Source organism: Legionella feeleii (genome assembly GCF_001467625.1).
Classification (GTDB): domain Bacteria; phylum Pseudomonadota; class Gammaproteobacteria; order Legionellales; family Legionellaceae; genus Tatlockia; species Tatlockia feeleii.
In genome coordinates, this window is record NZ_LNYB01000016.1 from 81,275 (window position 1) to 104,540 (window position 23,266).

A 23,266-nucleotide genomic window follows, 5' to 3' on the forward strand; every position below is an offset into this window, starting at 1 on the left:
AGTTAGTGAACGTGGATTAAAAATAAAGGTATTACTAGCAAGAACAAGTAATTTTGGCATACCACTATCAGCCGTATCTATACGAGCAGGATAACCAAATGCCGCTGTACTACTATAGAGGAGAAAAGAACCAGTAAAAATAAGAAGCCAGTATTTGCGAGGACTGAGCTCATCCATGATATTTCCTACAACTAGAGATAACCCTGGCATTAAATATAGTTCAAAAAATAACCATTCGCAAAATTTTATTCAACATCCCAAAGGTTATTATTTGATTTTTTGACTAAAAACTGGATAAATTCCTGATGTCGTTGTAATTCATCTGCGTCAGCAACAATCACAGGTGAATTGCTAACCAGGTGCTCTATCTGCTGCAAGACAGCTCCAGGCTGATTAACATGCTCCATACGCTCTTCAAACAAGCTTGTCTGTCCACCTGTCATGGCCAAATAAACTGATGCTAGAATCTCTGCATCCAGTAAGGCGCCATGCAGAGTTCGATTGGAGTTATCGATCTCGTAGCGCTTGCACAAGGCATCCAAACTATTACGCTGGCCTGGGTGCTTTTCTCTTGCAAGAACTAACGTGTCGCAAACAGTACAACACTCATTAAGCAGCACAGGCCAGTTAAGCAAGGCTAATTCTGCGTTAAGAAAACCCATATCAAAGGGAGCATTATGAATAATTAACTCTGCACCTTGAACGAAGTGCATAAATTCGTCAGCAATATCCTTGAATAAGGGCTTATCTTGTAAAAACTCGGTACTTATACCATGAACACGGAAGGCACCCTCATCGACTTCACGCTGCGGATTAAGATAAACATGAAAATGCTTACCTGTCAGTTTTCTGTCTTGTAGTTCAACACAACCTATTTCAATAATCCGGTGGCCTAATTCATGACCAATACCGGTTGTTTCGGTATCTAAAACAACTTGACGCATATCTTTATCCGTTTAAGTATTAAGGAGCTCTTCAATTGCCTGGTTTGCCAAAGCATCAGCTAGTTCATTCTCAGGATGTCCTGCATGCCCTTTTACCCAATGCCACCTAATTTTATGTTGCATAGCTAAGGCATCTAATTGTTGCCAAAGGTCAACATTTTTAACTGGTTCTTTTCTTGAATTACGCCAGCCATTCTTCTTCCACTGAACTAACCACTCCATCATTCCTTGCCGCAGGTACTGCGAATCGGTATAGAGATGCACTTCACAAGGTCTTTTTAATGCTTCCAAGGCCTTAATAGCAGCGGTCAATTCCATGCGATTATTAGTTGTCAGTGTTTCCCCGCCGTATAAAGTTTTTTCACGGCCATTATAACGAAGCAAAGCTCCCCAGCCACCTGGCCCAGGGTTTCCTTTGCATGCTCCATCGGTATAAATTTTAATGGTCATAAAAATAAATCTTGATAAGGTTCGATAGCAGGGTCGATAGCATACACAGAAAAATCATGAATACCAGCGTTTGTTAGCACTTCTTCATCAATAAAAAAATGGCCGCTCAAGAATTTGGCAGGCTGCGTTAAGATCCAATAGGCAGCATCGGCAACAATTTCAGGTGTTCTACTTGCTTTGAATATAGCCTCAGGGAAATGAGCGCGAATGGCATCCGTAGCAATTGTTGTTCTTGGCCATAAAGAATTAACAGCAATCCCGTAGGATTTTAATTCTTCAGCCAAACCCAAGGTACACATACTCATGCCAAATTTACTTATTGTATAAGCAAGATGGGGTGCAAACCATTTTTTATCCATGGATAGCGGCGGAGATAGTGTTAAAATATGTGGATTATCAGATTTCCTTAAATGAGGAATTGCAGCCTGAGAGCATGCAAAAGTTGCCCGTGTGTTGACCGCCTGCATCAGATCGTAGCGTTTCATCGGTGTTGCTAAAGTATCACTAAGACTGATTGCACTAGCATTATTAACCAGAATATCCAGCCTGCCAAAAGCCCCTACAGTCTCTGCTATTGCATGCTGAATTTGTTCTTCATCACGTACATCAACAACGAGAGGTAGAGCCCGTCCACCTAATTGTTCTACCTCGTTGGCAACCGTATGAATTGTACCTTCCAGTTTCGGATGAGGAGTATCCGTTTTGGCAGCAAGAGCTATCCATGCTTTTTCGCGCGCAAAGCGGCGTGCAATAGCTCTGCCTATCCCCCGACTTGCGCCCGTTATAAATAACACCCTCGTCATTTCTTCTCCCTAAGATCCATTCCTGCTACCCAGGTTAAAAAGTAGCGTATCAATTTACCATAAGGCGGATAAAACCAGGTAATAGCTGCAAAACGTCGTTGTGAAAACACCGGCTTTAATTTTGAAAAGCGATCAAACCCCTCTTGCCCATGATAATGGCCAATTCCACTTTCCCCTATTCCACCAAAAGGCAGCGCATCAATGGCAATATGGGTTAAGGTATCATTGATAGTCAAAGCACCAGACAGTGTTTTTATTTGCAGGGCTTTCCTTTCCCGTTTATCTTCACCAAAATAATAGATGGCCAAAGGTTTGGGGCGCTCATTGATAAAATCAACTGCCTCATCGAAGGTCTCATAGCTGATAACTGGAAGAATTGGGCCAAAAATTTCTTCCTGCATAAGCAGCATCGATTTTTTTACATTCAATACCAGATAAAATGGCATTTTTTGCTTTTGGTTCTCAAATTTGCCAATTTGAATAATATGCGCATTTTGGTCTTTGGCATCATCGATATAGGCCTGTAACCTTTCCTTATGTTGAGCGGAAATAAGGCAAGAATAATCTGGATTGCTTTCTAAATCGGGGAAATGCTTGGCCATAAACTCTTTACAAAAGGTCTCAATTCGAGGTTCCCATCCCTTAGGTACCAGCAAATAATCTGGTGCAATACAAGTCTGGCCAGCATTATAAAGTTTTCCCATAAAAAGCCGGGAAAAATAATTTGGATTAACAGAAGAAGAAATAATTACAGGTGACTTCCCCCCTAACTCGAGCGTAACTGGAGTTAAGCTCTTGGCTGCTGTTGCCATTATTTCTCTACCTACTGCAGTTGAACCTGTAAAAAGAAGGTGATTAAAAGGCAAATTAGCAAATTTTTTAGCAATCCCTAAATCGCCATTAACAATAATAACTAGATTAGTCTCTATTCCCTCTTGGTCAAACAATCGAGCTAATGTCTCTCCCGTTTTTGGCGTCTTCTCTGAAATTTTAATCATTACACGATTCCCTGCAGCTAAAGCATAAACTAAAGGTACCAATGCAAGATAGAGTGGGTAATTCCAGGGAACCATTACACCAATCACTCCCAATGATTGTGGAAAAACATAGGCAGAGGCAGGTTTAAAAAGCCACAAAACTGGCTTTTTTCGAATTTTCATCCACTTTTTTAAATTTTTTAAGCAATAATCAATTGCATTAATACACGGATAAATCTCTAAAAGAAGTGTCTCCTGATAAGCACGATGAGAAAAATCTTCATTCACTGCCTGGGCGAGTTCAATTGAATTTTTTTGCAGGAGATGTTTTAACTGTCGCAAGGTCTGTTGCCGTTCTTCTAAGGATAAATAAGGGTTTACACGGGTTTCTTGTGCAAGACGTTTAAATAGCGTTTTCAATTCCATTTTTATCGTCCTTATTTATTTCCTCAACTAATAATCTTCATAGCAAAAATCACCCTGCAAGATTTTTTGCTTAATAATTGCAAGATCCGGAGCAAAATAACGATCCTGATTATATGGAGCAACTACCGCTCTTATTTTTGCGTAAACCTGACTTAATTTAGGTGAGGTGGTTAGAGGTTTATGGAACTCAAGGCCTTGGCAAGCAGCTAATAATTCGATACCCAGGATAGTCGCTGTATTATCAATCATTTCATATAAGCGCCTCGCTGCATTAGTAGCCATTGAAACGTGATCTTCTTGATTAGCAGAGGTCGAGATGCTATCTACAGAATGAGGATGAGCCAAGGCTTTATTATCACTGGCACAAGCTGCCGCTGTAACGTGTGCAATCATAAAACCAGAGTTTAAACCGCCCTCTTTAACTAAGTAAGCCGGTAATCCACTGAAATGTTTATCAATTAGTAACGCAATACGACGCTCCGCATTAGCGCCAATTTCGGCAATTGCTAACGCTAAATTATCAGCAGCCATGGCAATAATTTCCCCGTGAAAATTACCTCCCGATAAAATATCCCCTTGCTCAGCAAAGACGATGGGATTATCTGAAATAGCGTTGGCCTCGATCCCTAAGGTTTCACTAACAAAGCGCATTTGATGTAAAACAGCGCCCATGATTTGTGGTTGACAACGCAACGAGTATGGATCTTGTACCCGGGAGCAACTACGATGAGATTCACGAATCAAACTTCCAGCTAAAAGATCTCTATATTTTGCTGCAACGTCACATTGGGCCGAATAACCACGGACCTGGTGGATGCGCATATCAAAAGGAACGTCACTGCCAGAAGCAGCATCTACCGATAAACTTCCCGCTATAACAGCTGTTTCAAAGAGCAATTCTGTTTTGAATAAGGCTTGCATTGCTAAAGCTGTAGATACTTGTAAGCCATTAAGCAACGCCAAACCTTCCTTAGGGGCTAATTCCAACGGTTTTAATCCAGCGATTTTAAGGCCTTCCACGGCACTAATTATTTGGCCTTCAAAACGTACTTGCCCTTCCCCTATTAAAGGTAAAGCAAGATGGGCTAGTGGCGCTAAATCACCAGATGCGCCTACGGAGCCTTTCCCAGGGATGCAGGGATAAACACCTTTGTTGTATAGAATGCATAAAGCATCGATAAGTTCTTTTCTGACTCCAGAATAACCCTGTGCTAGATTATTAATTTTAAGAATTAAAGCTAACGCTACAATTTCATCAGCCAGTAATTCACCCGTTCCACAAGCATGAGATAAGACAATATTACGTTGTAATTGTTTTAAAAGCTCAGTAGAAATAGTTTGATTGGCTAGAGAACCAAAACCCGTATTGATGCCATACACAGTTCTTTTGTCATTTATTACCTGTTGCACAGTTGCACAAGATTTCTCAATTAGAGGTAAAAAAGCTTCGTCCAAAACCAAGGATTTTTGTTGAGAAAGAATGGATTTGATAGATTGAAGACTTAAGTGGCCTGGAACAAGGGTAAAGAACTCAGCCATGACGCGCTCCACCAATTGATTCCATGGGTAACCATAAATGATTTTCTTTAGCACATTGCTTTGCCAAGCTATAACCAGCATCAGCATGACGCATAACGCCGGTTGCGGGGTCATTATGCAACACACGCGCGAGACGAATTGCTGCTTCATCAGTACCATCGGCCACAATAACCACTCCGGCATGTTGGGAAAATCCCATACCTACGCCACCACCATGGTGAATGCTGACCCAGGTTGCGCCGCTGGCGCAATTCAATAAAGCATTTAATAATGGCCAATCCGATACAGCATCACTCCCATCCAACATCGCCTCGGTTTCTCGATTTGGGCTTGCTACTGAACCAGAATCAAGATGATCGCGACCAATGACAATCGGGGCATTAACTTCTTTATTTTTTACCATTTCATTAAAGGCAAGTGCCAACCGGGCTCGATCTTTAAGGCCTACCCAACAGATTCTGGCTGGCAAACCTTGAAATGCAATTTTTTCTCGGGCCATATCCAACCAACGGTGCAACTGTTTGTCATCTGGAATAAGACTTTTAACTTTTTCATCTGTAGCATAGATATCCTCGGGATCTCCTGATAAAGCAACCCAGCGAAAAGGGCCAACACCTTCACAAAATAGAGGACGAATATAGGCAGGTACAAATCCAGGAATCATGAAGGCGTCAGCAACTCCTTCTTCATACGCCATTTGACGAATATTGTTACCATAATCAAATACTGGAATGCCTTTCTTTTGGAAAGCTAGCATTGCCCTCACTTGTTCAGCCATCGATTTTTTAGCTGCAGTAACAACCTCTTGCGGAGCAGTTCGCCTGAGTTCAGCTGCTTTTTCTAAGGACCAACCACGTGGTAAATAACCATTTAATGGATCATGAGCGCTGGTTTGATCTGTCACCAGCGATGGTAAAAAACCTCGTCGTAATAATTCCGGGTAAACTTCAGCTGCATTTCCCAAAAGCCCTACCGATAGGGGTAGTCTATTGCGGCAGGATTCTTCTATCCATTCCACGGCTTGCTCAAAATTTTCTGTAGATCTGTCTAAGTAGCGGGTTTTTAACCGTTTTTCCAATCGGCGGGGATCGCATTCAATTGCCAGCATACTAGCCCCTGCCATTGTTGCTGCCAAAGGCTGTGCTCCTCCCATACCGCCAAGGCCAGCTGTCAATATCCACTGACCTGATAAATTACCACTGTAATGTTGCTTGGCGCAGGCACTGAAAGTCTCATAAGTCCCTTGCACTATGCCTTGTGAACCAATATAAATCCAACTTCCTGCAGTCATTTGCCCGTACATCATGAGCCCTTTCTTATCAAGCTCATTAAAATGATCCCAGGTAGCCCAATGCGGTACCAAGTTCGAGTTAGCAATTAAAACTCGTGGCGCATCCTTATGGGTAGTAAAAACCCCTACAGGTTTACCCGATTGAATTAATAAAGTTTGATTTTCATTCAGCTCTTTGAGAACTTCCACAATCTTGTTATAAGAAGGCCAATCACGTGCTGCGCGGCCAAGACCTCCATAAACCACTAATGAAGCGGGTGCTTCCGCTACTTCAGGATCCAGATTATTACGAAGCATTCGTAAAGCAGCTTCTGTAAGCCAATTTTTGGCTTCCAATTGTGTACCGCGTTGAGCGCTGATGTTGAGTAGCGCGTGGTTTTGCACAGCCATTTTTTCTCCATCCTGGAATTCTCCAGGTTATCATACACGACGTAATAAAGGACGTGAATGGCTATTACATTTGAAGCATTCATACAGGTTGTAAAAATAACAATCAGCATGATAGACTGCAAAGTCGCTTTTTAAAAATGAAGAGTTATCGTGCATACACCTCAATCAAAACATCCTCCTTCATTGCGGGTTTTTTTCGCCACAGAAATGTGGGAAAGATATGGGTTTTATGTTGTACAATCTTTATTAGCCCTGTATTTAGCTCGTCATTTCAAATGGCCCGATAAAGATGTTTATGCGCTGGTTGGCTCCTTTACCGCTTTAACATACTTATCTCCAGTAATCGGGGGCTGGATTGCTGATCATTTACTTGGACAGAAAAGGGCCATTTTGGCTGGAGCCTGTTTTTTATTTCTTAGTTACCTCTCCTTATCCCTTCTCAACTCAGATCAAGGTTTGACTGTTTCTCTGGCGGGGATTGCAGTAGGCACAGGTTTGTTAAAACCTAATATTTCCTCTTTGTTAGGCAACGAATATCCTATCGATTCCCCAAAACGAGAAAGTGGTTTTACGATTTTTTATATGGGGATAACAACAGGTATTATTTTAGGGACAACCTTACCCAGTTTACTTCATAGTCACTTTGGATGGCCGGTTGCTTTTGCCAGTGCGGCTTTGGGAATGGTTATCGCTTTTGCAGTCTTTGTTTTTGGAGTTTATATTTACCATATAGCCGATTATCATCCCTTTGAATTCCGTATAGATAAATTAATAAAATCGATTTTGATGATGATATTTTTATGGCTGCTTTCTTTTTCGATTCTTGAATACCCTATCTTTGCTGATTCAGCCTTTGGTGGTGTTGTTCTCTTGTCCTTGGGTTATTTAATTTACTGTGCAAAACGTGAAACAGCCCAGCAAGCAAGGCAAACGGTTGTTATTGGGTTATTATGTATCATTTCAGTGATGTTTTGGGCTTTTTATTTTCAAATGTTTATGTCTCTTACTCTATTTATTTCAAGAGTTGTTGAGCCCAAGCTTTTTGGTATTCAATTCCCACCACCTTACTATGTTGGGATACAAAGTGTTGGCATGATTATTTTTGGCTACTTCCTTGCTCGGGGAAAGAAGGAGCTCAATATAGTACAAAGTGGAATACGTACGAGTAATAAATTTATTTTAGCAATGATTTTTATGACTATTGCCTATACCCTTATTGCACTGGTAAGCCACAACAGCCTGGGGGCTAGTTTATTATCACCACTGTATTTTATTCCTGCCTATTTGATGATTTCAATCGCCGAGCTTTTGCTATCTCCAGTAGGCCTCTCTGCAATTACTGTGCTGGCCAGTCGTAAAAAAGTGAGCACAATGATGGGGATCTTCTTTGTCTCACTCGGTATTGGTGGTTTTTTATCAGGTAAATTAGCCAATTTAACCTCGATTAAATCAGACGAATTAACAATTACCAAGTTAAAAATTCATTATGCAAGCACCTTTACCGAATTATTGTATATTTTATTGGCTGCCACGTTGGTTTGCTTTATTTTAGGCTACTTTATAAAATCGCTATTGCTACGCAATCAGAATGACGTAAACAAGAGTGCAGGTTAATAAAAGCATAATACTTGGGCTGCGCGCCGAAAATCCCTTATAATGCCATTTGACGCTACACTGCAGACATGGCATTATTCCTAGCCTTGGAAGGCCATTCTTGTTACCTTCTACCTCATATTTAGGCTTATCATGCATCACAAAAAATCATTATCATCAATATTACCTTTGTTTTTGGTTCTATTTATCGACGGCATGGGTTTGGGCTTACTATTCCCTATTTTAAACACCATCATTATTGAACCTCAAACTGGCTTTTTACCGGCTGAAACAAGCTTGGGTTTACGTGATTTCTATTATGGCTTAACAATCGGCATTTTTATGATTTGCTGGTTTTTTGGGGCTGCAATATTAGGTGATTTATCCGACAGCGTAGGCCGAAAAAAATCATTGATGATCTGTTTACTGGGTTCTTTCCTGGGTTACTTTCTTTCTGCAATTGCGATTGTTTTGCAAAATTTCTGGCTACTCATCCTCGGACGTATCATCGCCGGCTTTACTTCTGGTAGCCAACCAATTGCACAAGCAGCCATTGTTGATGTCAGTTCTGAGGAGCACAAAGCACGCAACATTGGATTTATTCTGTTAGCCGTATCACTTGGCTTTGTTTTTGGTCCAATTTTCGGTGGTCTGCTATCAGATAATCGCCTGGTATCCTGGTTTGGCTTCGAAACCCCCATGTATTTTGCTGCTGCTTTATCTTTATTAAATGCTGTTTTGTTGCATCGGTCATTCAACGAAACCTTTACTGAAGCCGGTAATAAGATAAAAATTCAGTGGCACTATGCAGTCAATATTTTTATTTCAGCTTTTAAGCATCCCTCTATCTGTAAATATTCTGTTGTATTGCTTATTATGATCTTTGGTTGGTCCAATTATTTTTCCTTTATTTCTTTATATTTATTGCAAACTTATCATTACTCAGCCATGGAAAATTCCTTTTTTCTCGCGGTAATGGGTCTGGGTTTCAGTATCGGTTGTGGTTATATTGTTGATTTTTGCACCAAACGTTACTCTTTTGATTGGGTTGTTATCACTGGCCTACTCTTAACAGCGACGCATGTATTACTCACGTTGCTATTTAAACAACAATGGGTCGCCTGGGTGGCAGCTCTTTTGATTGGTATGAGTCTATCTGTTGCCTATTCAGTATTGTTGACTATTTTTTCCAATCAGGTAAATGAGGATGAGCAAGGTTGGGTTATGGGGGTGACGGGTTCTATTATGGCTCTTTGCTTTGGTTTGACATCGATTTTTACCGGACTAATTGCCCAAATAGGTGCGGTATTACCAATGACCCTGGCCACTCTTGGTTTAGCAGTGAGTGGTCTCCTCCTCGCTGCATTTCAAACCAAGACGGCAGTCCCCTCGCATTCACCGTCTTAGACAGGAGCAATTTTGGATAAAAAAAATTCTTATTTACCCGTTGGCTACCAGACACTCACAGCTTATTTAATTGTTAAAAATGCTGCAAAAGCTATTGAATTTTATAAGAAAGTGTTCAATGCGGTGGAAATAATGCTTATGGAAAACCCTGGCAAAAAGATAGGCCACGCAGAATTATCCATCGGTGATGTTAAATTTATGTTGGCTGATGAACATCCTGAAATGAATGCTTACGCGCCAGATAAATATAAGGGTTCACCGGTTGGTATGCATCTTTATGTTAAAGATGTTGATGCAACTGTAGCACTAGCGGTTAAGCATGGCGCTAAACTGGTTAGAAAAGTGGAAAATCAATTTTACGGTGATCGCAGCGGTACCCTCGAAGACCCTTTCGGTCATACTTGGTATATCGCTACACACATTGAAGATGTTTCCGAAGAAGAAATGAAAAAGCGCGTAGCCGATTTATTTGCTATAAAATAAGGCTCTTGATTCTGTATGAGTCAGTGAGTCTTATTGCAAAACTCGCTACTTTCCTAAATACCTTATCACTCAGGAAGAGATTATGCCCACCTTGATACGTTTGATAATATTATTATATGTAATGTTTTTTTTATTAACTGCTCAGGCTGAAATTGATCCAAGCAAACTTATTAAGGTGACTAACGATAATAATCCTAATTGCGTTGAATATTACAATTATAAAGGTGAGATCTATTGCAGTATTACGGCTCAAGATGTTGCGCCAATGAATCCACAAATAAAAAATTATGAAACACAGAAAATAACCTTTGATAATCGTCCCTGGAAAGTTGTTTTTGGGAAAAAAACAGAAGAAATAACCGTTGTTGAATATGTGCCCGCTGATGACAATATCGAACATTGGCAAGAATTGGTTACCAGTCAATTTATCCCTGGCTTACAAACCAGAATCACCATGAAACAATATATTGATTCCATAATAAACAATTTAAAAGAATCTGGATTTAAGCCAATTGTTACTATTATCGAGGAAACACCTGATCAGGCTTTATTTGAGTTTCGTATTGATAACCCAAGTAACATGCAACAGGATGAATTACAATTTGTTACCAAAGGTAACGATGGGTTTTATATTTTGCATTATGTGATTAGAAAGGCCGACATGGGTAAGCCCAACAGGAATAAATGGATAGGGTTGCTAAAGAAAACAAAGCCTAAATAAGACTGAAACTTTGAGTTGCTTAATGGTCTTAATTTGAACGAAATGGAGTAATGATCAGTGCTTTCCCAGGAATGGACGTTCAAATCGTCCATTTAGCAACAATACTGTAGACAGTTACAAACTCGGTTGGCAAGTACAGCAGTTAATAACTGCTTCACCACCTCTGATAACACCTTTAGCTGTTGCAGCAACACCAGCTACTAAAGTAGAGACTGTACGCAAGGCTAATGATACGAGCGACCACAGCGTGTCAAACAAAAGGCTTCCTACAAAACAACAGCTGGTTTCTATTCCAGCAAGAAACATATTATTACTCTCTGCAGCATGATTTAGATCCAGAATAGCTAAATTTGCTGCTGTTTCAGCAAGTTTGCCTATAGAAAAAACTGCTGAGCCTACAGCCATTGTTAAGTTTACTATTGGTATTAACAGCGTAGATCTTGTCTCTTGCTGCATATCCGACAATGAAGTAAAAGGCGCGAAAAAACCAGAAAAAGTATTTAAGCGAATCTCTCTTTTTTGATATTGCTCATTTTTTTTGATTTGGTATTGCTTCTCTTTTTTTGGGGTGTCCTGTTTCTTCATAAGTAACCTAAATGACAACTTGAAGGCCACATTATAGCAATCCACCCTCTTTTTGTCAAAATTAATTCACTTTGAACACCCAAATGCCTTTGGATGTTATTATAAAATGTCAGGCAAATCCTCTTTAACTGAATAAGAATGGGCCCCCATTCCTACTAATCTGCCATGATCAACTATAAGGTAGTCATTACGAATAGGTTGCTTAGCTAACCAACACTCCAGTATTTCACGCGTACCTGCAGCATATCGTGCCTGCGCAGATAAAGATGTCCCGGAGATATGTGGTGTCATACCATGGTGAGCCATTGTCCGCCAAGGATGGTTTTGTGCAGCCGGCTGAGGAAACCAAACATCACCAGCATAACCTGCTAGTTGCCCATGTTCTAGAGCGTTAACAATTGCATCACGCTCACAAATTTTGCCTCGTGCTGTATTAATAAGATAAGTTCCACGCTTCATCGTACTTATTAACTGCTCATTAAAAAGATGTTCTGTTTCAGAATGGAGAGGAACGTTAATGGTTACAACATCACAATGCGGTAGCATGGATTGCAGCTCGGAATGATAAATAAGCCCTAATTCCTGCTCGACGCTTTCTGGCAAACGATGACGGTCGGTATAGTGTAGCTTGACTTCAAAAGGTTTTAATCGTCGCATTACAGCTAGACCAATACGCCCAGCGCCTAAAGAACCAACAACCATTCCTTCAAGATCGTAAGAACGCTCTACACAATCAGCAATATTCCATCCCCCTCGGATAACCCATTGATAGGAAGGAATATAGTTACGTACTAAAGACAAAATCATCATAACAACATGTTCTGCAACACTGATACTATTAGAATAAGTAACCTCAGCTATCGTGATGCCTTTTTTAATCGCTGCAGCCAAATCTACATGATCGGAGCCAATACCCGCTGTAATAGCTAATTTTAATTTTTTTGCCTTGGCAAGCCGCTCTGCGGTTAAATAGGCTGGCCAAAAAGGTTGTGAGATAACCACATCTGCATCGGGTAATTCCTGTTCAAAAACCGAGTTATCCCCCTCCTTATCTGATGTTACGACTAACTCATGTCCTTGACGCTCAAGAAATTTACGCAAACCCAACTCGCCAGAAACGGAGCCTAAAAGCTCGCCAGGTATAAAATCCATCCCCTCTGGTGTTGGCAGGGTCTGTCCGCCAGGATAAATTTTTATTTGAGGAATTTCATCTCGCGCATAACGTTTAGGATAACCATTCACCGGATCCGGATAAAGAACACAAAGAACCTTCGCCATAACCATTTCTCCCTGAAATGCATTTTAAAAGTAATAGTTGAACTGCATAAATAATGGTATTGGAAATAGACAAAATTAACTAGAGTGTTGATTGTTTCTGAAACTAAGTAGCACTAACTCATTGTATTCATTGTATTATAAATTAATATCTTGTGAGACGATTTTAATTTCTCCCTGCTCGTGGCGAGCTACAACAAGCGTGTATTCAGGGACTTCAAGCCATGTCGTGGTATCTTCAGTTAACGGCTCAGAAGCAATAATAATACTAGATTTTATACTGCCCCCTTTCATTTTATATTCATTGTCATAGAAGCCATAACTCTCGCCATAGGTATACCATAGAGAGTGGTAGACACCAGAATGGGCAGAAGGCAAAGCGTCTTCTGGTTGCCAACCATAGTCCAATACAAACCGGGTTGCAGCAATAAATTCACCGTTCGTTATAAAAAGATTCACTGGCGAATTGACTTTTATATTTTTCTTAGAGCGAACACGCTGCAGTATTTTTAAGGTTTCAATAATGGCTTTTATTATTTCTTCTGTCTTATAGTGGCCATCTAAGGTTGATAATTGTGATAAAAAGATGGCATAAATCCATTCACTATCCGTAGTGCCATTAATATCTTTTTTATATTCCGGACTAATGTACTCTAACAAATCATAACGCATCGTATTAAAATTACTAAGTGCCCCATTATGCGCCAATGCTACATTTGAGCCAGCGTACACAAAGGGATGTACATTTTGATTAGACACAACCTGTTTTTCATGATAAGAAACCCCCCTTAGATGAGCTAGAAGACAATGAGGTGAAATTTTCGCTGCCAGGTTACGCAGGTTTTCATCATAGAAAGGCAGTTGCGGAGTTTTATAGAGATAGGGTTGTGTCGGATTGTGCGACATGCCATCCCATGCAGCCATCCCAAAACCAGCTAGATTCAACAAATGAGACATGTACTTAGGATGATAACTTTGCTTAATAAACGAGTTATCAGGCTTATAAAGCAATTCTTCAACAACAATTGGTTTGCCAAGATAAGATAATATTCTACACATATTTTTTACCTGTTATATGTTTCAATATGCAATCTCACATCCAATTTATTAATGGATTTTTCCAACGCGGCCAGAGATAGGCAAATCAAATCAAATAATTTATACCAAAGTCGCGGATTATTGTTGCGTATTGCATCCAATTCGGATTCTGATATTTTGAGCAAGATTGCCTGTTCACAAGTAACAAAAGTTATCGTAAAAGAAGAGTCATTATCGATACAGGCTATGCTGGCAAATAAGGCTCCTGGGCCAATAACCGATAGTTTGGCCAGTTTATTATCTTGCATAATACTTGATTGGACCGCTCCCTGTATGACTATATAGCAGGAAGCGTTTTTTTCCCCTACATGAATCAATTTGCAATTTTTTGCTGCTTCCAGGAGAATTGCATGTTGAAATAATTCATGCAATTCATCTTTATTAAATGATTTAAACAAGGATTTTTTTTGTAAGCGTTCCAACATGGATTCGTTGATTGAGGCAACTTGCTTTGGTTGATTAAATGAATCAACTACACGTCCCAAAAAAGATAAACCAGGTATTTCAGATTGCGTAATAAGCGTTGTAACTTTGCCATGCATTGCTTTTAAACGAGAACAGATTTGTTTCGTAATTGCATACAATATTTTGTATTTTGTTTCCGGGAAATAGAGAGATAACATCTCAAAATGGACAGAATTGATAAATAAACACTGCACATTATTACTTGCGACATAAGAAGTAGGACAAGGTCCTTTCTCAATAAAACTTATCTCATTCAAAAAATTACCTGGTTTTAGTACTTCTATATTAGTAATTCCCTGCCCCATTAAGCGCGCAGAAACCACTACATTACCGCTAATAATAATGTAAATTCCTTCTGCTTTTTTTCCTTGTTGCAGGATTATATCACCTGTAGAAAAACTGTGGATTTGACCATTATTTAATAAAATTTCCAACTCTTGACGATCCAGGTAATTGGCTAAGTTGGTCTCTTCTAACTCTGGAAGTTTGGCCATCGTTTCTGGATTATCAATGAGCTTAAACATCCTATCCTCCGATGATCCTTAAATAGTTATCTCAATTTATTCAGCCCACATAAGGCATTGCGCTGCTACAACCTTAGGTAAAGAGCCTTCTTGCTTAAAAACCTGTCTTAATAAGGCCGCATCATTGATGTTCTTCTCTGCATCATTTACCAACAGAGCAACATAGTCTGAATTTCCTAACTGCAAGGTATAGTTCTCAATTTTTTTAACTGTTTCAATTAAATCATCAATAATCAAACTATGTTGCATGGTATAAGGATTAATAAAATCACCTTCAAAACCATAGCGACTAGCCTGAAAACGGTTATGATTATAGAGATAGTATAAATCATGGCTAACTTGTATGGGTCTTTCCTCCAGGAGATAAAGACTCAGAGCTTGAATATAAGCAATGATTAAAACTGCTTTTCGAATAGTCAACGGTGTATCACAAACACGAATTTCCACTGTGCCAAACTCAGGTTTAGGCCTAATATCCCAATAAAAATCTTTCATACTGGCTATAATTCCCAATTTACGCATTTTATAGTAGTAGTCGGAAAATTCACGCCAATTTATCAGGTAGGGAATGACGCCACTGAGCGGAAAAGCATTAAAAATTGTCGAGCGTGATGAACAGTAGCCTGTATCAATGCCTTGATAAAAGGGCGAAGAAGCACAAATAGCAATAAACTGCGGAACATATCTTGCTAAAGCATGAGTAAGATACAAAGCATCTTCCGCTTGGGTACAACCGATATGAATATGCTGACCAAAAACCGTTGACCGTTTGGATAAGTAGCGATATTTTCTCGATAATTTCCTATATCTTATAGTTGGAAATATTTTTTGCATAGTCCATCTTTGGAAAGGATGCGTTCCACCACCACAAATAGCAATATGCATCTCAGCAGCCTGATCCAGGAGAAATTGTTGTAAGTGGGTTAACTCCTCTAACATCGCTTGTGGTGAATGATGAATTGAGGAGTTAATTTCAATCATGCTTTGGGTAATTTCTGGTGTTATTCTGGGGCGATGAGGGCTTTCTCTTAAATTTCTGATTAAATCTTTTGCACGTGAAACCAAGCTATAGGCGTGCGGTGCAACAATCTGAAATTCAAGTTCTACACCAATTGATACAGCAGAGGATTTCTTGAAGGGTAATAATCTCATAAGGACCCTCATCATCCATGTCATTTATCTATAGTATAAACGGATATCATTGACAGTGCAGGAAAAGGTGACTGATTACATAAGAATTTTTTTCGACAACAACTATTCTTTGAGAGTTTTTTGAATTACTGCTATCATTCTCCCCTTTTTGAAAGAGATTTCAGCTTTTATGTCTGAGCAACAATTGTTTTTAAAGCAACTGCTTAAATCCTTGGATGATATCCAAGCAATCGATGTGGTAGTTATTGATGTAAAAAACCAGACTTCAGTGACTGACTATATGATCATATGCAGCGGCCGTTCTTCCCGGCACGTTAAAGCGATCGCCGAGCTTGTCATAGAACAGATGAAAGCTGCCGGATTACCTTCCTTGAGTCAAAATGGCCTTGAATCTGGTGAATGGGCCTTGATCGATTTTGGTGATTTTGTTTTACATGTCATGCAGCCTGATAGCCGTGCATTCTATAATCTTGAAGGGCTTTGGCAAACTACTCCTCCTAGCAAATAACGCATGTTCAAAATTACCCTCATTGCCTGTGGTAATAAGATGCCGTCCTGGGTTAACACGGCCGTCGCTGAATTCTCAAAGCGACTGCAAGATTATGTTAGCTTTAATTTGGTTGAAATTCCGCTGGCAAAACGGGGTAAGTCTACTGATTTGACACGCATTTTAGAAAAGGAGGCGGCCCTGATTAGTGCTGCAATTCCCTCTAATGCACGTATTATTGCATTAGAAATCAATGGAAACAGCTTCACCAGTGAAAAGCTTGCTTTAAAACTTGAACAATTACAGCAAATTACTAGCCATCTCTGCTTTCTTATTGGTGGGCCTGAGGGATTAATTCCATCTGTCATTGCTCGGAGTAATGAGCGTTGGTCTTTATCACAATTGACGCTTCCTCATCCTCTTGTACGTATCGTTCTATTAGAGGCACTTTATCGAGCCTGGTCAATAATTCATAACCACCCTTACCACAAATGAGGTTTTAAGATAAGATGTCCTGTGTTCTTGCCACCTTATTAGCAATAGAAAAACATGCGTTTAAATAGAGCTGTAAAAAATGACCGTGTGGAGTCACACATCCATCGATCCCGATTGAATTTACTTGTCGCGTTGATCATTACCTTGTCATTTATATTGATTTTACGCCTGGCTTATTTGCAAATATCAGAATTTAAACGATATGAGACTTTATCCCTGAAAAATCAGATGGGTATCATTCCTATCGCACCTCCGCGGGGAATTATTCTCGATAAAAATGGAGTTGTTCTTGCTGAAAATATCCCTGTCTACGTTTTGGAGGTCATTCCAGAACGCGTTAAAGATTTAAATATAACCATTGAAAAATTAAGAATGCTTCTTCCATCAATTACGGATGATGATATTGATAATTTTAAACGGGCTCGTAAGCAAAATCGTTCTTTCGTCCCCATTCCTCTTAAACTTAAACTAACACAAGAAGAAGTTGCTCTTTTTGCTACGAATCAATATCAGTTTCCCGGAGTAAGTATTAAAGCAAGATTAATGCGTTTTTATCCACAAGGGGAAATAACGGCACATCTTCTTGGCTATGTAGGACGTATCAATGTACAGGAATTACGTCAAGTTGATCCAACCAATTATCGCGCCACAAATTTCATTGGAAAAGCAGGGATTGAAAAATTTTATGAAAATATCCTTCATGGTGAAGTGGGCTATCAGCAGGTAGAAACAGATGTTAGTGGCAGGACTCTACGAATTGTTAATAAGCAAAACCCTGTTTCTGGTGAAAAACTCTATTTAACAATTGACTCGCGTTTGCAGAAAGTTGCCTATGAAGCAATGAAAGATAAACGCGGTGCTGTAGTTGCTATGAGTACACACGGCGGCGATATTTTAACAATGGTTAGTGCTCCAAGTTTTGATCCTAACGCTTTTGTTAACGGAATTAATGCTAGCGACTATCAAAAATTGTCTAATGCACGTGATAGACCTCTTTATAATCGTGCTGTTCGAGGACTATATCCGCCAGCCTCTACTATCAAGCCTTTTATGGGGCTTGCCGGCTTGGAAAAAGGTGTTGTTGATACACATTACAGTATTTATGATCCAGGCTGGTTTAGATTGCCCGGTGTCAGCCATGCTTATCGAGATTGGAAAAAGACTGGTCACGGTGTCATCAATTTAAAGCGCGCAATTACTGTTTCTTGCGATACTTATTTTTATCAATTAGGTCATAAAATGGGTATTGCAGCCATGGAAGATATATTAAGTCAGTTTGGTTTTGGTCAATTGACTCATATTGATCTTCATGAGGAAGCCCCCGGACTCTTACCTAACAAACACTGGAAAAGGCAAACTAAAGGTGTTCCCTGGTACCCAGGTGATACGGTTATTACCTCTATTGGACAAGGCTTTATGTTAGTTTCTCCCGTTCAGTTGGCTAATGCAACAGCTTCTTTAAGCCAAAAAGGTAAACGCTATAGACCCCACCTTTTGCAAAGATCCGTTCAAAGTGATCGTGGTGAAACGCATGAATATCAGGTATTGGAAGAGTACCCAATGCGCCTGAAAGATGATAGCTACTGGACTGTGATTGCTGATGCAATGCAGTCTGTCATCGTTAGTAACGAAGGAACTGGTTACCGTTTTGGTAGAAATGCTCCTTACTCTGTTGCAGCAAAAACAGGCACAGCACAAGTATTTGGTGGGCGGCACTATGAAAAAGCGCGAGAAGGGGGAGAAATTCCCGAGTTTCTAAGAGATCATTCGCTCTTCATTGCCTTTTCCCCTGTTGAAGATCCTGAAATAGCAATTGCAGTTATGGTAGAAAATGATGTTGCTGCCTCTAACGTGGCTCGCAAGGTCTTGGATGCTTATTTTGAACTCAAAAAAAGTGATGCAAAATCATGAAATCAAGTCATGTACGGCCTGTCTATCGATTAACAGCTAAATCATTACACATTGATTTACCTTTACTTGGCCTGCTTTTAGCTTTAATTGCCTTTGGCATGCTTATTCTTTATAGCGCTTCTAACCAAAATTTAAGTATGGTGCTCCGCCAATCACTCCGACTGGTTTTTGCTTTGGCAATTATGATGCTTTTTGCTGTCATACCCCCACATAAATATAAAATCTGGACCCCTTGGATTTTTGGTGTTGGCTTAGGACTTTTGATAGCAGTGATGCTAATAGGAAAAATTGGTAAAGGAGCCCAGCGTTGGCTGGATTTAGGCTTATTTCGTTTTCAACCTTCAGAAATCATGAAGCTGGCGATTCCTATGATGACAGCCTGGTACTTTGACCGCAAAGCAATCCCTATTGATATCAAATCACTGATAATAGCTGCTCTCATAATTTTTATCCCTACCCTATTAATTGCTAAACAACCTGATTTAGGCACTGCGATTATGGTTGCAGCAGCTGGCCTAAGCGTTGTCTTTTTAGCAGGAATCAGTATGCATGTCCTTCTGGCACTCACTACCTTGATAGGGCTTGCTACCCCTTTACTTTGGCATTTCATGCATGATTACCAAAAACAACGAATTTTTACTCTTCTTAATCCGGAGCAAGATCCCTTAGGATCTGGCTACCACATTATCCAGTCAAAAATTGCGATTGGCTCAGGAGGCGCATTCGGTAAAGGCTGGCTTGAAGGGAGCCAGTCACATCTTAATTTTTTACCCGAACATGCGACTGATTTTATTTTTGCTGTTAGTGGTGAAGAGTTTGGTTTTGTAGGCAGTAGTATTCTTATTATTCTGTTTATTCTTATCTCTTTGCGGGGTCTTTATATAGCAAAACAAGCGCAAACAAGCTTTACACGTTTATTAGCAGCCTCTTTGGCAATGACCTTTTTCTTATCTGCCTTTGTAAATATTGGCATGGTTATGGGTATTTTGCCCGTTGTTGGTATTCCCCTGCCCTTAGTAAGCTATGGTGGTACTGCGATGGTTACCTTCCTCACAAGCTTTGGTATATTAATGTCCATTAGTTCACATCGTATTTTGTTTAATAGCATGTAGGGACCCTTTATACTTCTACTCTCTTTGACGCTTATGGCTTGATTTCCAGCGTTTCATTGCTCACATGCTAAGGCGTATGCCCTGCTGCAATGATCGAAATTAATCCATAATTAATCAAACCAGCGCAATGTTTCACAGCCCCTAGTCTGTTTTGGCAGCGTTAACCCGGATAAATGCCAGGGTTGGCTATTAGGCGGAGAGCAATTTTGAGGAAACTGGCGCATAACTTTTACGGTGGATAGCGCAGGGGCCCTTTTCCTGAAGAAGCTTGCGGTGCATCTCCGTTGCATACCCTTTATGGATAGCAAAACCATAGCCGGGATAAACCAGCTCCATTTTTTCCATTTCTTCATCACGCAGTACTTTGGCTAAAATGGAAGCCGCCCCAATAGCCTGAATCAAACTGTCTCCTTTGACAATGGCCTGACAAGGAATAGTAACAGAAGGAATGTATAAGCCATCCACCAAAATCTCATCAGGTTTTATTGTTAACGCCTCTATGGCGCGTTTCATAGCAAGTAAAGTAGCATGATGGATATTTAATTGATCAATTTCTTCCACTTCAGCACGGCCGTAGGCAAAACATCGCGCCTCATTCTTTATTCTCTCTGCCAATTGCTTACGTTTTGCTGCACTTAACTTTTTAGAATCAGTCACTCCTTCGATCGGCCGGTGTAAAATCACAGCAGCAGTAACAACTGCGCCGGCTAAAGGACCACGACCGACTTCATCAACACCGGCAATGCATTTCTCCATAACGCCCTTATCCTGAGGTTCAATAAAAAGCGATAGTTTAGCGAGATCTCATATAAAAGCTATGCATTCGTGTAAAAACTCCTTTAAAAATCCCATTATTTCTTTTTATATCAAGCTCCAACCATTTAAAATTGATTTATCCGCCAGGAAATGCGATCATGCGCGCAAATTATTGGCAATTGTTGTCTTATGGCTAAGTTAAAATGTGCTGTTATTGGAGTTGGTTATTTAGGGCGTTTTCATGCTCAAAAATACCTCATGCTGCCAAATGCAGAATTGGTAGCTGTTTGTGATGCGAATAAAACAACCAGCGAAGCGGTTGCTCAGGAGCTACAAGTACCCGCTTACCAGGATTATCGAGATTTATTTGATAAAGTAGACGCTGTCAGCATTGCAGCAACCACTAATCAACATTATGAAATCGCTAAACATTGCCTGGAACAAGGTATTCATGTACTTATTGAAAAGCCAATCACTGAAACTGTTGAGCAAGCCAGTGAATTAATTAGCCTGGCGAAAAAACATCAGGCCAAATTGCAGGTTGGCCATTTAGAGCGTTTCAACTCTGCCCGCTTAGCCTTGGACGAGCATCTAGAACACCCTCTTTTTATTGAGTCTCATCGTTTAGCCCCATTTAATCCACGGGGTACTGATGTTAATGTTATTCTTGATTTAATGATTCATGATATCGATATTATTCAGACTATTGTGGATAGTCCTATAGTGAATATTGATGCACAGGGAGCCCCCGTTCTCTCCAAGTCTATTGATATCGCGAATGCAAGAATTACCTTTGAAAATCATTGTGTCGCCAATGTCACTGCCAGTCGTGTCAGTTTTAAGACTGAACGCAAAACAAGGATCTTTCAACCAAATTCTTATATTTCGATTGATTACCATAATAAGCAATTTGCCGTCTTTCAAAAAGGAGAGGGTGAAATGTTTCCTGGTATCCCAGAAATTACCCGTCATCAATCAGTATTTGAGAAAGGTGATGCATTATTAGAAGAGATAAAGGCTTTTATAAATTGTATTGAAAAAGATACAGCACCGCTTGTTACGGGCGAAGAAGGCCGTGCAGCTCTTGCGACAGCAGAAAAAATTACTTCTTTGATTAATAAGCACTTAGTTGCAAGACATGTCGTCAGCTAAGCATATTGTCATTATTGCCGGTGAGGAATCAGGCGATATGCACGCGGCCGTCCTGACACAACAGTTACGCGCTTGGGACAATAATCTTACTATCAGTGGTATTGGTGGTAGGCATATGCAGGAAGCCGGTGTCCAACTGATCAGTGATCTGGCGCGTTTTGGTGTTACCGGTCTTTCTGAAGTTATTCGTCATCTTCGTGTTATTAACAAAGCATTCAAAGCAATCAAAGCGCATTTACAAACCGTAAAACCCGATTTGTTAATTCTCGTCGATTACCCGGGCTTTAATTTGCGTTTAGCAAAATTTGCCAAAAAAAAGCTTGGTACTCGCATCTTATATTACATTAGTCCCCAAATTTGGGCATGGAAAGCTAATCGGATTGAAACTATTCGTGCTTGTGTTGATCATATGGCTGTTATCTTGCCCTTTGAAAAAACACTTTATCAGCAAGCGGGAGTCCCTGTTTCTTTCGTGGGTCATCCACTTGTCGATAAAATGCTCCCTTACACTGATATTAAAAATATCCGCGAAAATTTAAATTTACCAGCTGAAAAACGCTTAATTGCCATGCTACCTGGGAGCAGGAATAATGAAATAGAAAGGCATATGCCCGTACTTCTTGCCACCGCTGAAATGCTCAGCCAACAGCAGGATAATATCCATTTTGTTATTCCTATTGCAGGGTCACTGAACCCTGCTCTTGTAAAAGATTATTTTGCAAAAAGCAAGGTTGGGGTTTCTTTCATCCATGGGCATGCCAGAGAAGTCATTGCTTGCAGCGATTGCGCCGTGGTAGCTTCGGGAACAGCCTCTCTTGAGTGTGCACTGTTGGAAAAACCCATGTGCATTATCTATAAAAGCTCCATGATTAGTTATATAGCAGCAATGAAATTAATCAAAGTAAAATACCTGGGCTTATGTAACCTGTTGCAAAATGAGATGGTAGTTCCTGAATTATTACAATACGATTGCAATGCAACAGAATTAACTCGTACTTTGAGTGAACTTTTAATTGATACTGAAGTAAAAGAACGTATGTTAAGGCGTCTTAAACGCTTAAAAATCTCCATTTCCTCTGAGCAAGCGGATTGTTCGCTCATAACGCTGGTAAAAGCCGAAATAAATCACTCTGCATAAAATATAGTAAGAATAGTCAGTATATTAACGTATATTTAGCCCGGTATGCCTGATAATCAACCAATTATTAAGGGAACCTTAAGATTTATGTA

The 23,266-nt window shown here is 40.0% G+C and carries 22 protein-coding genes; 10 read left to right on the forward strand and 12 right to left on the reverse strand.

All coding sequences use genetic code 11. The annotated features are described in order from the left end of the window. Positions 1–245: 245 nt before the first annotated feature. From dnaQ to hutU, 6 genes are read right to left on the reverse strand one after another with little or no spacing between them, the layout of a single operon-like run. Positions 246–944: a DNA polymerase III subunit epsilon gene (dnaQ, locus tag Lfee_RS02570; protein WP_058443721.1), complete on the reverse strand. Its 699-nt coding sequence runs from the start codon at positions 942–944 to the stop codon at positions 246–248. A gap of 12 nt (positions 945–956) precedes the next feature. Further along, positions 957–1,394, reverse strand: a complete 438-nt coding sequence (gene rnhA, locus Lfee_RS02575) for a ribonuclease HI (protein ID WP_058443722.1) — start codon at positions 1,392–1,394, stop codon at positions 957–959. Beyond that, positions 1,391–2,197 carry an SDR family oxidoreductase gene (locus tag Lfee_RS02580; protein ID WP_058443723.1) on the reverse strand — a complete coding sequence of 269 codons (807 nt, stop codon included), beginning with the start codon at positions 2,195–2,197 and terminating at the stop codon, positions 1,391–1,393. Before Lfee_RS02580 ends, rnhA begins: the two co-directional genes overlap by 4 nt. Next, positions 2,194–3,600: a coniferyl aldehyde dehydrogenase gene (locus tag Lfee_RS02585; RefSeq protein WP_058443724.1), complete on the reverse strand. Its 1,407-nt coding sequence runs from the start codon at positions 3,598–3,600 to the stop codon at positions 2,194–2,196. Before Lfee_RS02585 ends, Lfee_RS02580 begins: the two co-directional genes overlap by 4 nt. Before the next feature lie 27 nt (positions 3,601–3,627). Continuing rightward, positions 3,628–5,139, reverse strand: a complete 1,512-nt coding sequence (hutH, locus tag Lfee_RS02590) for a histidine ammonia-lyase (RefSeq protein ID WP_058443725.1) — start codon at positions 5,137–5,139, stop codon at positions 3,628–3,630. After that, positions 5,132–6,820 (reverse strand): urocanate hydratase, encoded by a 1,689-nt coding sequence (hutU, locus tag Lfee_RS02595; protein ID WP_058443726.1) that lies wholly within the window; start codon positions 6,818–6,820, stop codon positions 5,132–5,134. The genes hutH and hutU overlap by 8 nt, the downstream gene beginning before the upstream one ends. 150 nt (positions 6,821–6,970) lie before the next feature. Here hutU and Lfee_RS02600 point away from each other — a divergent pair, with 150 nt between their 5' ends. From Lfee_RS02600 to Lfee_RS02615, 4 genes are all read left to right on the forward strand, one after another. Then, complete coding sequence (locus Lfee_RS02600) at positions 6,971–8,434, forward strand: peptide MFS transporter (RefSeq protein WP_082646551.1); 1,464 nt, start codon at positions 6,971–6,973, stop codon at positions 8,432–8,434. A gap of 132 nt (positions 8,435–8,566) precedes the next feature. After that, positions 8,567–9,820: an MFS transporter gene (locus Lfee_RS02605; protein ID WP_058443727.1), complete on the forward strand. Its 1,254-nt coding sequence runs from the start codon at positions 8,567–8,569 to the stop codon at positions 9,818–9,820. Positions 9,821–9,832: 12 nt separating this feature from the next. Then, positions 9,833–10,303 carry a VOC family protein gene (locus Lfee_RS02610; protein ID WP_058443728.1) on the forward strand — a complete coding sequence of 157 codons (471 nt, stop codon included), beginning with the start codon at positions 9,833–9,835 and terminating at the stop codon, positions 10,301–10,303. A gap of 82 nt (positions 10,304–10,385) precedes the next feature. Continuing rightward, the gene (locus Lfee_RS02615) at positions 10,386–11,024 is read left to right on the forward strand and encodes a hypothetical protein (RefSeq protein ID WP_058443729.1); all 639 of its coding nucleotides are present in this window, start codon (positions 10,386–10,388) and stop codon (positions 11,022–11,024) included. 114 nt (positions 11,025–11,138) lie between these two features. On the opposite strand, the gene Lfee_RS02620 is transcribed toward Lfee_RS02615, so the two are convergent. The 5 genes from Lfee_RS02620 to Lfee_RS02640 all read right to left on the reverse strand — a co-directional run bounded on the left by Lfee_RS02620 (position 11,139) and on the right by Lfee_RS02640 (position 16,123). Then, positions 11,139–11,609, reverse strand: coding sequence for a hypothetical protein (locus Lfee_RS02620; protein ID WP_058443730.1), 471 nt, complete (start codon positions 11,607–11,609; stop codon positions 11,139–11,141). Positions 11,610–11,708: 99 nt separating this feature from the next. Next, complete coding sequence (locus Lfee_RS02625) at positions 11,709–12,887, reverse strand: NAD-dependent formate dehydrogenase (protein ID WP_058443731.1); 1,179 nt, start codon at positions 12,885–12,887, stop codon at positions 11,709–11,711. 135 nt (positions 12,888–13,022) lie between these two features. Continuing rightward, positions 13,023–13,943 carry a class II glutamine amidotransferase gene (locus Lfee_RS02630; protein WP_058443732.1) on the reverse strand — a complete coding sequence of 307 codons (921 nt, stop codon included), beginning with the start codon at positions 13,941–13,943 and terminating at the stop codon, positions 13,023–13,025. 5 nt (positions 13,944–13,948) lie between these two features. Continuing rightward, entirely contained in the window at positions 13,949–14,971 is a 1,023-nt protein-coding gene (locus tag Lfee_RS02635) for a cyclic nucleotide-binding domain-containing protein (protein WP_058443733.1), read from the reverse strand. 36 nt (positions 14,972–15,007) lie between these two features. Continuing rightward, positions 15,008–16,123 carry a YbdK family carboxylate-amine ligase gene (locus tag Lfee_RS02640; RefSeq protein WP_058443734.1) on the reverse strand — a complete coding sequence of 372 codons (1,116 nt, stop codon included), beginning with the start codon at positions 16,121–16,123 and terminating at the stop codon, positions 15,008–15,010. Between the two features lie 169 nt (positions 16,124–16,292). Between Lfee_RS02640 and rsfS the strand changes: the two genes are divergently transcribed. The 4 genes from rsfS to rodA are packed head-to-tail and all read left to right on the forward strand — an operon-like array spanning position 16,293 to position 20,128. Beyond that, positions 16,293–16,631 carry a ribosome silencing factor gene (gene rsfS, locus Lfee_RS02645; protein ID WP_058443735.1) on the forward strand — a complete coding sequence of 113 codons (339 nt, stop codon included), beginning with the start codon at positions 16,293–16,295 and terminating at the stop codon, positions 16,629–16,631. Between the two features lie 3 nt (positions 16,632–16,634). After that, positions 16,635–17,105 (forward strand): 23S rRNA (pseudouridine(1915)-N(3))-methyltransferase RlmH, encoded by a 471-nt coding sequence (gene rlmH / locus Lfee_RS02650; protein WP_058443736.1) that lies wholly within the window; start codon positions 16,635–16,637, stop codon positions 17,103–17,105. 54 nt (positions 17,106–17,159) lie between these two features. After that, positions 17,160–19,016, forward strand: a complete 1,857-nt coding sequence (mrdA, locus tag Lfee_RS02655) for a penicillin-binding protein 2 (protein ID WP_058443737.1) — start codon at positions 17,160–17,162, stop codon at positions 19,014–19,016. Beyond that, entirely contained in the window at positions 19,013–20,128 is a 1,116-nt protein-coding gene (gene rodA, locus Lfee_RS02660; RefSeq protein WP_058443738.1) for a rod shape-determining protein RodA, read from the forward strand. Before mrdA ends, rodA begins: the two co-directional genes overlap by 4 nt. 189 nt (positions 20,129–20,317) lie before the next feature. On the opposite strand, the gene rnhB is transcribed toward rodA, so the two are convergent. Then, positions 20,318–20,884 carry a ribonuclease HII gene (rnhB, locus tag Lfee_RS02665; protein ID WP_058443739.1) on the reverse strand — a complete coding sequence of 189 codons (567 nt, stop codon included), beginning with the start codon at positions 20,882–20,884 and terminating at the stop codon, positions 20,318–20,320. Between the two features lie 189 nt (positions 20,885–21,073). On the opposite strand from rnhB, the gene Lfee_RS02670 reads away from it, so the two are divergent. Both Lfee_RS02670 and lpxB read left to right on the forward strand, forming a co-directional pair. Continuing rightward, entirely contained in the window at positions 21,074–22,036 is a 963-nt protein-coding gene (locus Lfee_RS02670; protein ID WP_058443759.1) for a Gfo/Idh/MocA family protein, read from the forward strand. Then, positions 22,023–23,174 carry a lipid-A-disaccharide synthase gene (lpxB, locus tag Lfee_RS02675; protein ID WP_058443740.1) on the forward strand — a complete coding sequence of 384 codons (1,152 nt, stop codon included), beginning with the start codon at positions 22,023–22,025 and terminating at the stop codon, positions 23,172–23,174. Before Lfee_RS02670 ends, lpxB begins: the two co-directional genes overlap by 14 nt. The last annotated feature ends 92 nt before the right edge of the window (positions 23,175–23,266 follow it).